The organism is Streptomyces sp. NPDC045998 (genome assembly GCF_056430285.1).
In genome coordinates, this window is sequence record NZ_JBWKLJ010000001.1 from 185,216 (window position 1) to 200,483 (window position 15,268).

The 15,268-nt window shown below is 72.2% G+C and carries 11 protein-coding genes; 4 read left to right on the plus strand and 7 right to left on the minus strand.

The window, feature by feature from the left end; genetic code table 11:
- Positions 1–53: 53 nt before the first annotated feature.
- Together AC07FJ_RS00815 and AC07FJ_RS00820 are read right to left on the minus strand one after the other, a co-directional pair.
- Positions 54–3,395: a S8 family serine peptidase gene (locus AC07FJ_RS00815; protein ID WP_479043879.1), complete on the minus strand. Its 3,342-nt coding sequence runs from the start codon at positions 3,393–3,395 to the stop codon at positions 54–56.
- 199 nt (positions 3,396–3,594) lie between these two features.
- Complete coding sequence (locus AC07FJ_RS00820; RefSeq protein ID WP_479043881.1) at positions 3,595–4,143, minus strand: CGNR zinc finger domain-containing protein; 549 nt, start codon at positions 4,141–4,143, stop codon at positions 3,595–3,597.
- A gap of 133 nt (positions 4,144–4,276) precedes the next feature.
- On the opposite strand from AC07FJ_RS00820, the gene AC07FJ_RS00825 reads away from it, so the two are divergent.
- From AC07FJ_RS00825 to AC07FJ_RS00835, 3 genes are all read left to right on the plus strand, one after another.
- Positions 4,277–4,738 (plus strand): VOC family protein, encoded by a 462-nt coding sequence (locus tag AC07FJ_RS00825; RefSeq protein WP_479043884.1) that lies wholly within the window; start codon positions 4,277–4,279, stop codon positions 4,736–4,738.
- 13 nt (positions 4,739–4,751) lie between these two features.
- Positions 4,752–5,666, plus strand: coding sequence for a pyridoxamine 5'-phosphate oxidase family protein (locus AC07FJ_RS00830; protein WP_479043886.1), 915 nt, complete (start codon positions 4,752–4,754; stop codon positions 5,664–5,666).
- A 90-nt stretch (positions 5,667–5,756) separates the two neighbouring features.
- Positions 5,757–6,923: a serine hydrolase domain-containing protein gene (locus tag AC07FJ_RS00835; RefSeq protein ID WP_479043888.1), complete on the plus strand. Its 1,167-nt coding sequence runs from the start codon at positions 5,757–5,759 to the stop codon at positions 6,921–6,923.
- A 22-nt stretch (positions 6,924–6,945) separates the two neighbouring features.
- Here the strand turns inward: AC07FJ_RS00835 and AC07FJ_RS00840 are convergent, their stop codons facing one another.
- Positions 6,946–7,941 carry a hypothetical protein gene (locus AC07FJ_RS00840; protein ID WP_479043891.1) on the minus strand — a complete coding sequence of 332 codons (996 nt, stop codon included), beginning with the start codon at positions 7,939–7,941 and terminating at the stop codon, positions 6,946–6,948.
- 323 nt (positions 7,942–8,264) lie between these two features.
- Complete coding sequence (pepN, locus tag AC07FJ_RS00845) at positions 8,265–10,820, minus strand: aminopeptidase N (RefSeq protein ID WP_479043894.1); 2,556 nt, start codon at positions 10,818–10,820, stop codon at positions 8,265–8,267.
- Between the two features lie 134 nt (positions 10,821–10,954).
- On the opposite strand from pepN, the gene AC07FJ_RS00850 reads away from it, so the two are divergent.
- The gene (locus AC07FJ_RS00850) at positions 10,955–11,596 is read left to right on the plus strand and encodes a mycothiol-dependent nitroreductase Rv2466c family protein (RefSeq protein ID WP_479043897.1); all 642 of its coding nucleotides are present in this window, start codon (positions 10,955–10,957) and stop codon (positions 11,594–11,596) included.
- Positions 11,597–11,771: 175 nt separating this feature from the next.
- Here AC07FJ_RS00850 and AC07FJ_RS00855 read toward each other — a convergent pair whose 3' ends face one another.
- The 3 genes from AC07FJ_RS00855 to AC07FJ_RS00865 all read right to left on the minus strand — a co-directional run bounded on the left by AC07FJ_RS00855 (position 11,772) and on the right by AC07FJ_RS00865 (position 15,196).
- Positions 11,772–12,416: a superoxide dismutase gene (locus AC07FJ_RS00855; RefSeq protein ID WP_361415110.1), complete on the minus strand. Its 645-nt coding sequence runs from the start codon at positions 12,414–12,416 to the stop codon at positions 11,772–11,774.
- Positions 12,417–12,505: 89 nt separating this feature from the next.
- Positions 12,506–13,600 (minus strand): glycerophosphodiester phosphodiesterase family protein, encoded by a 1,095-nt coding sequence (locus AC07FJ_RS00860; RefSeq protein WP_479043900.1) that lies wholly within the window; start codon positions 13,598–13,600, stop codon positions 12,506–12,508.
- Positions 13,601–13,732: 132 nt separating this feature from the next.
- Entirely contained in the window at positions 13,733–15,196 is a 1,464-nt protein-coding gene (locus tag AC07FJ_RS00865; RefSeq protein WP_479043902.1) for an amino acid permease, read from the minus strand.
- Positions 15,197–15,268: the final 72 nt, after the last annotated feature.

A 15,268-nucleotide genomic window follows, 5' to 3' on the forward strand; every position in this document is an offset into this window, starting at 1 on the left:
GCGAAGGGCGGGCGCCCGCAGGACGCCCGCCCTCACTCACCGTACGAGACGTGCTACGGCGTGACCTTGCCGATCATGACGCTGCCGCTGCCCGCGACCGTGCCGCGCGCCGTCACCAGCGACACCTCGCCGAAGAACTGCCGGCCCTCGGGGGCCTCGCCGTTCACCAGCACCTCGGCCGCGACCTGCGCCGACGCGCCCGTCGCCAGCTTCACCGGCTTGGCGGCGTCGACCTTGACCGTGCCGAGTGCGGACGAGAAGTACACGTCCTTGTAGTCGTACGTGGTCGAGCCGGCCGGGATCTCGTAGCCGATGACCTCGATCGTGTACGTACCGGCGGCCGGCTTGATCAGGGAGACGGACTCCTCCGAGTCGCCGTCCGCCGACGAGCCGACCTCCACGCCGTTCAGCGAGACGGTCAGGTCCAGGTCGGCCGCCTTGTCGGAGGTGTTGCCGATGGCGACGTCCAGCCGCTCGACGCCCTCACCGAGGGTGACCGTGCTGGTGTGCGTGGCGTGGTTGGCGAGGGTCGGCGTGGCGACCTTCGCGGAGCCGAGCGGGCCGCCCTTCAGCGTGCCGTCGATCGCGGCGAAGCCGTTGGTGACCTTCCAGTCCACCGCGGCCGGCGTGCCGACCTTCGCCTCGGGCACCGTCCGCACCGCCGGGTCGAAGGCCGCACCCAGCAGGGACACGTCCAGCTTGTACGGGTTGTCCAGGTCCGGCGAGGTGCGCCGCGCCTCGACCTCGATCTCCCAGACGCCCGGCGTCGGGTTGGCGTACGAGCGCGCGTCGGGGCGGCACGTGTTCGCCGGGTTGTAGTGCGGGTAGCACGCGTTGGACGCGGTGGTGTCGACGGGCACGCCGTACGGGTGGATGGCGATGAACCGGGTCTGGCTCTTCTCCTTCAGCCCGCCGAGCGCGACCTCCAGCGCCTTGGCGCCCTTGGGCACCGTGACGAAGTAGGACTTGTGGCTGTTGCGCTGCACGGTGCCGGTCGCGCTGTAGGCGTACGCGCTCGGCGCCGCCAGGTCGTACGCGACGACGACGGTGGCGAGGATCTGCTTGTCGACGCCCTCGGTGTCCTCGTCGTCGGCCTCCAGGATGGCGCTGTGCACGCCCGCGGAGCCCGGCTTGGCCTGCACCTTGACGGTGACGGGCTTGTTCAGCGGCAGGTCCACCTCGTCGTCGCCGAGGATGCGGAAGGTGCCGTCGTTGTACTTCAGGTCCAGCTCGTGCTCGATCGGCCGGTCCGGGCCGGTCGTGCGCGTGATGGTGACGTCGTAGACCTTCTTCTGGCCGGCCTTGAGGCCGCCCTCACGGTCGTAGATGCCGGTGCCGGGCTTCTTCAGCTCCTGCTCCAGCGCCGTGTCGACGGGCGCGGCGACCGTGTACTCGTGCGCGGTGGCCCCGTCCGTGATGGACTCCCAGGCGTCGACGACGTCGATCAGACCGGCGCCCTGCTCGTGCGCCGCGACACCCGAGATGCGGTTCGCGGTGCTGGTGAGCGCGGTGCGCAGGCTCAGCGGGGAGAGCGCGATCTTCCGCTGCTTGGCGGCGGAGATCAGCAGCGCGCTCGCGCCGGCCGCCTGCGGCGACGACATCGAGGTGCCGTTGAGCATGCCGTAGCCGGCGGGCAGCTTGTAGGAGGTCTCCGGGACGCCGGCGCCCGCCATCCACGTCGGGATGGTGTTGATCGCCGAGCCGGGCGCGGAGATCGTCGGGGTGAGGCCGCCGTCCTCACGCGGGCCGCGCGAGGAGAAGGGGAACATGGCGTACTTCTTCTCGACGACCGAGGCGTAGTTGGCGGCCCACGTCTCCTTGGAGATCGCGGCGCCGACCGAGACGACCTTGTCGGCCAGGCCGGGGTCCCCGATGGTGTTCAGGCCCGGGCCGGAGTTGCCGGCCGAGATGACCAGCTGGACGCCGTAGGTGTCGATCAGGCGGCCGTAGAGCGCGGCGCGCGCGTTGTCGCCGGAGTTGAGCGCGGGCAGGCCGCCGATCGACATGTTGACGATGTCGACACCGCGGTTGACGACCAGGTCCGCCATGCCCTCGGTCAGGGCGGTGTTGGTGCAGCCGCCGGACCAGGTGCAGGCGCGCGAGGAGACCAGCTTGGCGCCGGGCGCCGCGCCGTTCATCTTGCCGCCGAACAGACCGTGGGCGGCGGTGATGCCGGCCACGTGCGAGCCGTGGTCGGAGTTGACGACGCCGATGTTGACGAAGTCGGCCTTGTCCTTGTTGGCGTTGTAGACGACGTCCTTGCGGATCTCGACCACGAACGGGATGCGCTCCACGACGTCGGTCTCCGGCTTGTCCGTGCCGAAGTAGCCGACCTGGAACCCGTCCTTGTACGGCTTCATCGCGACGTCGTCGGTGAAGTCGTTGTTGCCGTTGAGGTCGACGCGCACGGTGCCGGCGGCCGCGTCGTACAGCACGCCCCACACGTCGGTGGTGTCACCGTCGCGGTTGAGGTCGCCGTTCATGTCGCCGCCCTTGGTGGCGGCCTCGCGGAAGTCGCGGTAGCGGTACGAGCCCTCGGGCGCCGTCCAGGTGCGGCCGTCGGCGGTGAACGTCGGGCCGGCCACCGCCGGGTTGTTCATCGGGCGCCAGGTGCCGTCGCCGTCGGTGACGGGGTGGGTGGCGGTCACCCAGTCGACGATCTTGCGCTCGCCGGTGGTGGTCTTCTGCAGCGCCGGGTGGCCCAGGTCCACGCCGGAGTCGAGGATGCCGATGGTCACACCGCGGCCGTCGGCCTTCGGGTACTTCTTGACGAAGTCCACCGCGCCGGTCTCGAAGGCTGGGTTGTACGGGTTCTTCGCCGGCGTCCGCGCGTCGGGGCCGGGGTACGTGGTGGCCGTCGAACCGGTCGTGGTACCGCCCTCCCCGACGGTACCCGCGTCCGGGGACGGGTCTTCCAGCGCGATCTCGTACTGGAGGTCGATGCCCTGCACCGAGGAGAGCTTGGCGGCCGCGGTGAGCGCGGACTTCGCCTTCCCGGTGGGCAGCGTGGCGCGGACGTAGCCGAGCTTGTCGTACGTCGTGCCGACCGTGGCGCCGGCGACGTCGTCGAACTGCTGGGCGACCTGCTCGGTCTGGCCGGGGGCCGTGGCCACCATGACGGTGACGGTCCGGTCGCCCTGGGCCTCCGCCTCGGCCAGCCGCTCGGCGTCGGCGGCGCCGAGCTTCGCGTCGGCGGCGGAGGCGTCCGACTTGGCCGGGGCCGTACCCGCGGGGGTGCCCGCCGGGTCGTCGGCGGCGAACACCGGGGCGGTGCCGGCCGCGGCCAGCGCGGCCACCAGGCCGGCGGCGACGACGCGGGCGGTGCGCCGAGCCGTCCGTCTGTGGCCGGGGGTCGAGCTCCCTGGTATGGAGCTCTGGGATTCGAGGGTGGTCATCTGCATCCCTGTATGTGAAAGAGACGGTCCGGTATGTGGTGCCGGATGACCGCTCACCCTTTCGCACGGGACAGGGGTTTGTGGAGAGCTGCCGGAGACGGGATGCGGGTTGTGGCGCACATCCGCCACTGTCGCTGATACGCCATGGGGGATGAACGGGGTCAAATCCCCGGTTTACGCAGGCTGTTCGGCTGAGCGTTCAACTTTCCTTGGTGCGCGCGTAGTGGCGGGAGGCCTTCGCGCGGTTGCCGCACACCGCCATGGAGCACCAGCGCCGGGTGCCGTTGCGCGAGGTGTCGAAGAAGTGCAGGACGCACGCCTCGTGGGCGCAGGCGCGGATCCGGTCGGGCGCGGTGCGCAGCAGGTCCAGGTAGTCGCGGGCGGCGAGCCAGCCGGGGCCCCAGGAGGGGTCGGCGAACTCGGCCTCCTCGGCGGGGCCTTCCGCGGTGAGCACGGCGCGGATGCGGCCGTGCGCGAGGACCTCGTTGAGTGCGGCGGCCGCGGCGGTGTCGCCGGGCCGGTCGACGGCGGCGGCGAGTGCGTCGCGGGCGGTGAGGGTGCGCTCCAGCGTGGGCGCGTCGGCCCGGAAGCGGGCGTCGGCGTCGAGACCGTTGGCCGCCAGCCAGACGGCCAGACCCTCGGGGCCGGTCAGCAGGTCCTGGGCGGCGCCGTCGTGCACCCAGCGGGTGTTGAGCAGATCGAGGGAGACGGGTTCGCCGACGAGCGGCCGCGGGTCCGGTGCGGGCATCTGTGGGCTCCCTTTCGCTGCCTGGCCGAGGCGCCTAACCCCTCAATCTTACGTAACTGGTTGCGCGCCCCCGAATCTAACCTCTAAAGTTCCAATCACAGGTTAGAAGCACGCCCAGGAAAGGGGCACCGCCATGACGGCGACCACCCACAGCACGCTCCGTACCGGCCACGTCGGCATCAACGTCACCGACCTCCCGCGCTCCCTCGCCTTCTACGGGGACGTCCTCGGCTTCGACGTCCTCGTCGAGGGCAAGGAGGACGGCCGGCGGTTCGCCCTCCTCGGCCGGGACGGCCGGCTCGCCCTCGCCCTCTGGCAGCAGGCCGAGGAGCCCTACGCCCCCGCCCGCGCCGGCCTGCACCACCTCGCCTTCGAGGTCGACACCATGGACGAGGTCCGGGCCGTCGAGGCCGAACTGCGATCGCTGGACGTGACGTTCGCGTACGACGGGGTCGTCGCGCACCGCGAGGGCGCGGCCTCCGGCGGGATCTTCTTCCACGACCCCGACGGCACCCGCCTGGAGGTCTACGCCCCCGTCGGCGCCGAGGAGGCACCGGCCCCCCACGCCGCCGCCCCCACCTGCGGCTTCTTCTAGGAGGCGGTCACCCGTGTCACGCCCCTACCACCAGGGATCGCTCGCCGTGCAGACCCGCGTCGGCGTCCGCGGCCTCGCCGACCACGTCGGCCGCTCCATCGGCCAGGACATCCGCCGGGTCGCCGCCGCCTTCCTGGAGCTCCAGCCCCTGCTGGTGATCGGCGCGCAGGACGAGCACGGCCGCGTCTGGAGCTCCCTGCTCACCGGCGCGCCCGGCTTCGTCCGGGCCACCGGGCCGCGCTCCGTGGCGGTGGCCGGGGGCGTGACGGACGGCGACCCGCTCGCCGCCACGCTGGCCCGCGCCGCCGACACCCCCGTCGGCACGATCGCCCTCGACCCGCGCACCCGGCGCCGCATGCGGCTCAACGGGACGGCCCGGCCCAGCGCCTCCGGCCTGGCCATCGCGGCGCGGCAGGTCTTCTCGAACTGCCCGAAGTACCTGCAGAAGCGGGAGCTGTACGCGCCCGGCGACGGCGCGGCGGCGCGTCCCGGCGCCGTACGCCGGAGCGACCGGCTCACCCCCGCGCAGCAGGAGTTCGTCCGCGCCGCCGACACCTTCTTCATCGCCACCGTCGCCCCCGGGCACGGCGCCGACGCCAGCCACCGGGGCGGCAACCCCGGCTTCGTCCAGGTCGCCTCGCCCACCGAGCTCGGCTGGCGGGACTACGCGGGCAACGGCATGTTCCTCACCCTCGGCAACCTGGAGGCCGACGCCCGCGCGGGACTGCTGTTCCTCGACTGGGCCACCGGCACCACGCTCCAGCTCACCGGCACCGCCCGCACCGCGTTCACCGCGACCGGCCGCACCGTCCGCTTCACCGTCGACGGGGTGCTGGAGCACGAGGGCGCGAGCCCGCTGCGGTGGTCGGCGGTGCCGGAGTACTCGCCCCACAACCCGGAGGCGGCGGAGGTGATCGAGGAAGGCTGAAACCGGCTCAACCCGGCGGCCCCGGTCAACTCCCCGCGCACCGGCGCGGTCCCCTCCACCGACCGCAGTCGAACAGCGAGGGGAACAAGCATGGCGATACGCAAGACGGCCCTGACGGCGGCGATCGTGGCGGCGGCCGTCGCCACCACCGCCTTCACCGTCCCGGCAGCCGCCACCGACCGCACCGACCGCACCACGCGCACCACGGACGGGCACGAGCGGACCCAGGCGGCCCTCGAAGCCGTCGTACGGGAGGGAGTGCCGGGCGTGCTCGCCCAGGCGCGGGACGGCGACGGCGTCTGGAACGGCACCGCCGGGGTCGCCGACCGCGACACGGGCCGCGAGCGCCACCCGAACGACCGCTACCGCGTGGCCTCCATCACCAAGACCTTCGTCGCCACCGTCGTCCTGCAACTGGAAGCCGAGGGCAGACTGGACCTCGACGACACCGTGGACCGCTGGCTCCCCGGCGTCGTACGCGGCAACGGCCACGACGGCCGGAAGATCACCCTCCGCCAACTGCTCAACCACACCAGCGGCATCTACGACTACACCTCCGACCCCGGGTTCCGGGCGAAGGTCTTCGGCCCCGGCTTCTTCCAGCACCGCTACGACACGTGGACTCCGCGGCAGCTGGTCGGCGTCGCGATGGGCCACCGGCCGAACTTCGCGCCCGGCACGGACTGGGCCTACTCCAACACCAACTACATCCTCGCCGGCATGGTCATCGAGAAGGCGACCGGACGGCCGTACGGAAAGGAGATCGAGCGCCGCCTCATCAAGCCGCTCAAGCTCCGCGCCACCTCCGTGCCCGGCACGGACGCGCGGATGCCGAAGCCCAGCGGCCGCGCCTACTCCACGCTCATGGCGGCGGAGCCGAACGCACCCGTCCACGACGTCACCGAGCTGAACCCGTCAGGGGCGTGGGCGTCCGGCGAGATGATCTCCGACTCGGCCGACCTCCAGCGGTTCGTACGGGCGCTGCTGAAGGGGAGGCTGCTGCCGCCGGCGCAGATGAAGGAGCTGACCACCACGGTCCCGGTCAGGGAGGGCGTGCCGTCCCCCCGCTACGGCCTGGGCGTGTACGTGGTCAAGCTGAGCTGCGGCACCGAGGTGTGGGGTCACACCGGCGGCATCCACGGGTCCGTCTCCAACGTGGTCGCCACCCGGGACGGGGAACACTCACTGGCGCTGAACCTCAACGGCGACTGGGCGGGCAACACGCAGGGGATCGTCGAAGCCGAGTTCTGCGGCTGAGCCCTCGCCGTAGCCCTCGCCCTCACCTGGGCAGCACCACGAGGTACGCGGCCGGGGCCCGGTCCCCGGCCGCCATCAGGGCCGTCCGCACCACGACCGCCTGCTGCTCCAGCGCCTCGCGCAGCTTGCGGGGCGTGAGGTGGACGACGGTGACGCCGAGCCGCTCCAGGTGCTCGCGCTTGCGTGTGTACGCGGTCCAGGTGCTCTCGTCGTCGTCCCGGCGCGACGAGCGGGTGTCGAGCTCGACGGCGACGGCCTGGTCCGGCCAGTAGGCGTCCACGCCGCCGAGGTGAGGGCCGCCGGGCAGCCGGAGGTCCACGTTCCACAGCGGGTCGGGCAGTTGGTGCACGCGCACCATCTCGTACAGCCGCTCCTCGGCCAGCGCCCGGCCGTCCGCGAGGAGCGCGTCGACGGCGTCCACGACGTGCGGCCGGGTCAGCAGCCGGGCGCGGTTGAACTCCCGGACGACGGCGGACGGTTCGCAGTACCCCTTCCGCACGGCCTCGGTGAGCAGCCGGCGCACGGTGTGGGCGTCGGCGAGGTGCGGGACGGCGTCCGCGAGGGCGCGGGCCACCGGGGCGACCGGGAGGCCCGTCACCTCCCGGGCCACCGGCGGGTCCGCCGAGGCGCGCACGATGCGCACGCACCCGGTGGACCGCAGCCGCCGGGTGCGCGGCACCAGCACGTCGATGTGGTCCAGCGCGGGCAGCGGCGGCGCGGCGGCGAACCGGTACAGCGCCAGCGCCGCCAGCCCGGTGATCATCGCCGCACCCTCACCGCCGGGCCGCCGCTCGGCGTACAGCAGCGCGGCGTGCAGCCGCTCCTCGCTGGTCGGCTGCCCGGGGCGCAGCAGGTACACGCCCGGCAGCACCTGCTGCCAGGGCCCGCCGGCCCGGCAGTGCGCGCCGGCCTCGGCGGCGGACACGCCCTGGGCCCGCAGCTGCGCGGCGGACAGCACGCGCCGCCGTACGTCGGAGGAGCCGGAGAGAGGACGGGGGGAGAGCGGGGTGTTGGTCATGCCCCGGGACTTCCCGCCAACTCCCCGCCCTCTAACCGTTGTTACAAGTCCGTCGACAATCCGGGACAACCCCGTCCTAAAGTACGGGCGTTCGACTGCCGATCAGGAACTCCCGCCCCCCCGGAACCCGCAGACCGAAGCCGCCGCCCGGCCCCCAAGCGGGCCCCGCCGGCCGGAGGGAACAGCCGCGCCCTAGCCGGGCGCCGTCGGGCGGGCCGGGCTCAGCCCGAGCCGCAGGCGGGCGCCGTCGGCAGCCCGGGGCCGCCCCGGCGCTCAGCCGGGCGCAGCCCGGCCCCAACCCGGGCCCGCCCCCAACGCCGGCCTCAGCCCGCCGCCGCGTCGCGCGCCTGGGCGCGCAGTGCGCGGGCCAGGTCGTCGCGGGCCTCCAGGACCAGGCGGCGCAGGGCCGGGGCGGACGCCTCGTGGGCGGCGAGCCAGGCGTCCGTCGCCTCCAGCGTCGACGGGTCGTCCTGGAGCGACGGGAACAGGCCCCGCACCACGTCCATGCCGATCTGGATGGACCGCTCCCGCCAGACGCGCTCGATCGCGTCGAAGTACTTCGGCGCGTACGGCGCGATCAGCGCCCGCTGCGACGGCTGGGTGAAGCCCGCGATCGTCGCCTCCACCAGCGCGTTCGACAGCGCGTCGGACTCGACGACCTGTGCCCACGCCTGCGCCTTGACCGCCTCCGACGGGCGGGCCGCCAGGCACCGCACCTGGTGGCGCTTGCCCGAGGCCGTGTCGTCGCGCGCCAGCTCGGCGTTGATCACGCTCTCGTCGGCGCGGCCGTGCGCGGCCAGCGGCCCCAGGAACGCCCAGCGCAGCTCCTGGTCGACGTCCAGCCCGTCGATCTTGGCCGAACCGTCGAGCAGCCCCTGCAGCAGCGCGAAGTCCTCGTCCCCGCTCGCCGTCGCCGCGAAGAACCGCGCCCACGTCAGCTGGTGCTCACTGCCCGGCTCCGCCGCCCGCAGCTCCCGCAGCGCGCCCTCCGCGACCAGCCGGCCGCCCTCCTCGCGCCACGCCGGGGCGGCGTAGTGCGTCAGCGCCGACTGCGCCCAGGCGTGCAGCATCTGCAGGACGCCGATGTCCGACTCGCGCCCCGCGAAACGCAGCACCAGCGCCACGAAGTCCCGCGCCGGCAGCAGCGCGTCCCGCGTCAGGTTCCACAGCGCCGACCAGCACAGGGCCCGCGCCAGGGGGTCGGTGATGTCGCCGAGGTGCTCGCGCAGGGTGTCCAGCGAGCCCTCGTCGAAGCGCACCTTGGCGTACGTCAGGTCATCGTCGTTGACGAGCACCAGCGCCGGGCGCTCGCTGCCCGCCAGCTCCGTCACCACCGTGCGCGCGCCGGTGATGTCCACCTCCGCGCGGGCGTACCGCACCAGCTCGCCGCCCTCGGACCGGTACAGGCCCACGGCCGCCCGGTGCGGACGCGGCTCGTCGCCCTCCTGCTCGACCGCGAGCTCCGCCACCCGGCCCTCGGCGTCGCACGTCACGGCCGGCGTGAGCACGTTGACGCCCGACGTCTGGAGCCAGGACCGCGCCCACGCCGTCATGTCGCGCCCCGAGGTCTCCTCCAGCACCGACAGCAGGTCGTCCAGGCGCGTGTTGCCGTACGCGTGCCGCTTGAAGTAGCGCCGGGCGCCCTCCAGGAAGGCCTCCCGCCCCGCGTACGCCACCAGCTGCTTCAGGACGGCCGCGCCCTTGGCGTACGTGATGCCGTCGAAGTTCAGCTTGGCGTCCTCCAGGTCACGGATGTCGGCCGTGATGGGATGGGTGGACGGCAGCTGGTCGGCCCGGTACGCCCAGGCCTTGCGGTTGTTGGCGAAGGTGACCCAGCTGTTGGTGAAGCGGGTGGCCTCGGCCAGCGAGAAGGACCCCATGAAGTCCGCGAACGACTCCTTCAGCCACAGGTCGTCCCACCACTTCATGGTGACCAGGTCGCCGAACCACATGTGCGCCATCTCGTGCAGGATGACGTTGGCCCGCCGCTCGTACGCCGCGCGCGTCACCTTGCCGCGGTAGATGTACTCCTCGCGGAAGGTCACCATGCCGGGGTTCTCCATCGCGCCGAGGTTGTACTCGGGGACGAAGGCCTGGTCGTACTTCCCGAAGGGGTAGGGGTAGTCGAAGTTGTCGTGGAAGAAGTCGAAGCCCTGCTTGGTGACGAGGAAGACGTCGTCCGCGTCGAAGTGCTTCGCCAGCCCCTTGCGGCACATCGCGCCGAGCGGGATCTCCAGGTCACCGCGCCGGTAGGTGTCCGTGACGTAGTGGTACGGGCCGGCCACCACGCAGGTGATGTACGTCGAGATCGGCGCGGTCTCCGCGAACCGCCAGACCCCTCCCTCCCGCGACTCCTCCACGCCGTTGCTCCACACCGTCCAGCCCTCGGGCGCCGTCACCTCGAAGCGGTACGGCGCCTTGAGGTCGGGCTGCTCGAAGTTGGCGAACACGCGCCGGGCGTCCGCCGGCTCGTACTGCGTGTAGAGGTAGACCTCGCCGTCCTCCGGGTCGACGAAGCGGTGCATCCCCTCACCCGTCCGGCTGTACGCGCACTGCGCGTCCACCACCAGAACGTTCTCCTCGGCCAGCCCCTCCAGGGCGACCCGCGTGCCGTCGAAGACGACTGCCGGGTCCAGCTCGCGGCCGTTGAGCGTGACGGCGTTCACCGACGGGGCGACCAGGTCCGCGAAGGTGGTGGCCCCCGGCGTGGCGCAGCGGAACCGGATCGTCGTCACCGACCGGAAGGTCCGCCGCTCGGACCCGCCGCCGGCGGCCTCCCCGACCGCGGACCGCAGGTCGAGAGCCACCTCGTACCCGTCGACGGTCAGCAGCTCGGCCCGCTCGCGGGCCTCGTCGCGGGACAGATTCTCACCGGGCACGGGCACTCCTTCGTAGCTCGTTCTGACAGCAGTGATCCTCCCATGTGCCTCTGACCGCCGGTATGGGGAATGCCGGTGGCGCCCGGTGGTGTTGCCCCCCTCAGGCACGCCCGACCCATCAGCTGAGGAGACGCATGTCCGAGAGCAGGACCACCGCCGACTTCTGGTTCGACCCCATGTGCCCCTGGGCCTGGATGACCTCCCGCTGGATGCTGGAGGTGGAGAAGGTCCGCCCGGTGGACGTGCGCTGGCACGTGATGAGCCTCGCCGTCCTCAACGAGCCGAAGATGGACGAGCTCCCCGAGGACTACCAGGCACTGCTCAAGACGGCCTGGGGCCCGGTGCGCGTCGCCATCGCCGCCCAGCAGCTGCACGGCGACGACGTGCTCGGCCCCCTCTACACCGCGATGGGCACCCGCTTCCACAACAAGGGCCAGGACGCCACCGACCGCGCGGTCCTGGAGGCGGCCCTGGAGGACGCCGGGCTGCCCGCCTCCCTCGCGAGCTACGCCGACAAGGACACGTACGACACGGAGCTGCGCGCCTCCCACAAGGAGGGCATCGACAAGGTCGGCCAGGACGTCGGGACGCCGGTCATCGCGGTCCCGGGCGCGGACGGCGAGCAGATCGCCTTCTTCGGCCCGGTCGTCACCCCGGCGCCGCAGGGCGAGGCGGCGGCCCGTCTGTGGGACGGCACGCTGATGGTGGCGTCGACGCCCGGCTTCTACGAGATCAAGCGGACCCGGACCGCCGGCCCGGACTTCAGCAACCTGTAACCTCCGGCGACCCGTAGGCCGGCGCCCCCCCGGACGCCGGCGTACGACAGCGGACGGCCCCCCGCGATTCACGTCATCGCGGGGGGCCGTCCTTCATCCGCCTGCCCGGTGAAGGTTGAGAAGACGATCACGAGCAGGACGATTCAACAGCGCCCCGGTCCGAGGGGCGCACGCGTCACGGCGCGATCAGCGGCGTGCGCTCCTTGGCCTGGGCGTACCGCTTGGCCACGTCCTGCCAGTTGACGACCTCCCACATGGCCTCGATGAAGTCCACCTTCTGGTTCTTGTACTGCAGGTAGAAGGCGTGCTCCCAGGCGTCGAACACCAGGATCGGCACCGAGCCCTGGCCGACGTTGCCCTGGTGGTCGTAGACCTGCTCGACGATGAGCCGGCCGCTGACCGGCTCGTACGCGAGGACGCCCCAGCCCGAGCCCTGCGTCGTCGCGGCGGCCTTGGACAGCTGCGTCTTGAACTTGGCGAAGGAGCCGAAGGACGCGGCGATCGCGTCGGCGAGCTCGCCCACGCCGTCGGCCGCCAGCGGCTCGCCACCGCCGCCGTTCTTCTTGCCGGTCATGTTGTGCCAGTAGATGGAGTGCAGGATGTGGCCGGAGAGGTGGAACGCGAGGTTCTTCTCCAGGCCGTTGATCGAGCCCCACTGCTCCTTGTCGCGCGCCTCTTCCAGCTGTTCGAGGGTGTCGTTCGCGCCTTTGACGTAGGCGGCGTGGTGCTTGTCGTGGTGCAGCTCGATGATCTGCGGGTTGATGACCGGCTCGAGCTCGGCGTAGTCGTACGGAAGTTCAGGAAGTGTGTAGATCGCCATGTCCGTGCCCTCCGACTGCTGCTGCATTCTGCTGCTTATTGCAAAGGCTGTGCAAGTGCAGGCTAACAGCAGGAAGGGTCGGAAGTTGATCAGCCCTTCGTCCTAGGCCGCGCGTCCCCGTCGCGTTCCCGCCACGCGTCCCGGGCGATCACCGCGAGATCGGGGAAGTCGGTCACCACGGCGTCCACCCCGAGCGCGTAGTGGCGCTCGTACTCGGTGAAGGCGTCCCCGAAGCCGTCCGGGTCGGTGCCGCGCCGCAGGTCGGCGGGGAGGTAGCGGTTCTCGGCGCGGAAGGTGTAGGCGCCGACGCGCAGCCCCGCCGCGTGCGCGTCCGCGAGCAGCGGGGACGGCGGCAGGAGGGACGACTTGTCGGGCCCGATCCAGCGCGCGTACGCGGCGATGGCGCGCAGCCCGGCGGGCGTCGTCATCTCCGCGTACGTGGCGGAGTGGGCGTACGGGCCGCCGCGCGTGCCGAGGGCCTGCCACAGCGGCACGCGCAGCCGCTCCTCCTCGGCGAGGCGCAGCAGGCTGGACGGCTCGAAGGACTGGATGACGCACTCGCGCGGACCGAGCCGGTTCCGGCGTACGGCCTCGGCGAGGACCGGCTCCAGGGGCAGGCCGAGGGAGCGGAAGTACGTCGGGTGCTTGGTCTCCGGGAAGACGGCCACGGTCCGGCCGTACCGCCGCGACAGCCCGCGCGCGAGGTCGACGACCTCCTGGAAGGTCAGCACCCGCTCGCGGCCGTCGAAGACGGTGTTCCGGTCGCGCACGAGGGGGAGGCGTTCGGCCGCCCGCAGGGTCTTCAGCTCGGCGAGCGTGAAGTCCTCGGTGAACCAGCCCGTCACGGACCGGCCGTCGACGGTCTTGGTGGTGCGGCGCCCGGCGAACTCGGGGCGCCGGGCGACGTCCGTGGTGGCCGAGATCTCGTTCTCGTGGCGCACCACCAGGTGGTGGTCGCGGGTGGCGACCAGGTCCGGTTCGATCCAGTCGGCGCCGCACTGGACGGCGAGGGTGTACGAGGAGGCGGTGTGTTCGGGGCGCCAGCCGGCCGCGCCGCGATGGCCGATGACGAGGGGGCCCGCATGGGGGGAGCCGGCGGCCCGGGACGGGGGAGCGGCCGGGGGAGCGGACAGGGCGGCCGTGGCACCGGCGCCCGCGGCGAGGAGGACGGAACGACGTCTCATACCGCCGGACGGTAGGCGGCCCCCGCGCACGGACCGGGCCGGTTCACCCGCCGTACGGCCGGGTTTCACCGAAAACGCCGAGGGCCCCGGCGCACACGGTGCACCGGGGCCCTGCAGTGGTTAAGGCTCGGGTCAGACCTTCTCGGGGGCCTTGGCCTCCGGCTGCGCGGACTCCGCGCGGGTCATCTGGAGGATGTAGCCGATCACCGCGAGCGTCAGCGTCAGCCCGCCCGTGAAGTAGAGCTGCTCGCGCGTGCCCTCGTCGCGGGCCATCAGCACGAAGACCGCCGCCATGCCGGCCAGCGCCACGTACGTCAGGTACGGGTACGCCCACATCTTCACGACCAGCTTCTCGGGCGCCTCCCGCTCCAGCCGGCGGCGCAGCAGCAGCTGCGAGACCGCGATGAAGAACCAGACCACGAGGATGATCGCGCCGATGGTGTTGAGGAGCCAGCCGAAGAGCCGGTCCGGGCTCCAGTAGCTGAGCAGCACGCAGACGAAGCCGATGACCGACGACGCGAGGACGGCGACGCGCGGCACACCGCCGGAGAGCTTCCCGAGCAGCTTGGGACCCCACCCGCGGGCGACCAGCGAGTTCGCCATGCGGGAGGCGCCGTAGATGTTGGCGTTCATCGCGGAGAGCAGGGCGATCAGCACGACGACGTTCATGGTCTGCTCGGCACCCGGGATGCCCAGGTGCTCCAGCGTGGCGACGTACGGGCCCTTCTTGGCGACCGACTCGTGCGTCCACGGCAGCAGCGTGACGACGACGGCCATCGAGCCGACGTAGAAGATGGCGATCCGCCACATGGCCGTGCGGACGGCCTTCGCGACGCCCTGCACGGGGTTCTCGGACTCGGCCGCGGCGATCGTGACCGTCTCCAGGCCGCCGTACGCGAAGACGGAGGCGAGCAGGCCGACGATCAGGCCCTCGGAGCCGTTCGGCATGAAGCCGCCGTGGCCGGTGAGGTTGCCGGCGCCGGGGGAGTCCGTGCCGGGCAGGAGGCCCAGGATGGCGAGGACGCCGATGCCCAGGAAGAGCACGATCGCGCCGACCTTGAGGGCGGCGAACCAGAACTCGAACTCGCCGAAGTTCTTCACGGCCGCGAGGTTCGTCCCGCAGAACACCACCATGAAGAGGGCGACCCACATCCACGGCGGGCTGTCCGGGAACCAGCCGACCATGATCTGGGAGGCGCCCATGGCCTCCAGGCCGACGGCCACGCAGAGCAGGAACCAGAAGGACCAACCCGCGGTGAAGCCCGCCCACGGCCCGATGGCCCGCTCGGCGTGCACCGAGAAGGAGCCGGACGCCGGATTGGCCGCCGCCATCTCGCCCAGCATGCGCATCACGAGCATGACGAGCGCGCCGGATATCGCGTACGCGAGAATGATCGACGGGCCGGCGGCGGCGATGGCGGTGCCGGAGCCGACGAAGAGGCCGGCGCCGATGACGCCGCCGAGGGCGATCATCGACAGATGCCGCTGCTTCAGTCCGCTGGCGAGCGGTACGTCGACGACCGGCGACGAGGTGCCGGCAGGCGTCGACTCGGCGGGGGCCGAGTCGGCGGATGCGGGCGCGGGGGTCCGAGACATGGGTGTGCCCTGTTCGTAGCTGAGACGGGGGGCTGCGTGTGGCCCACAGTCTGTGGGGGCGCACCGCTCACA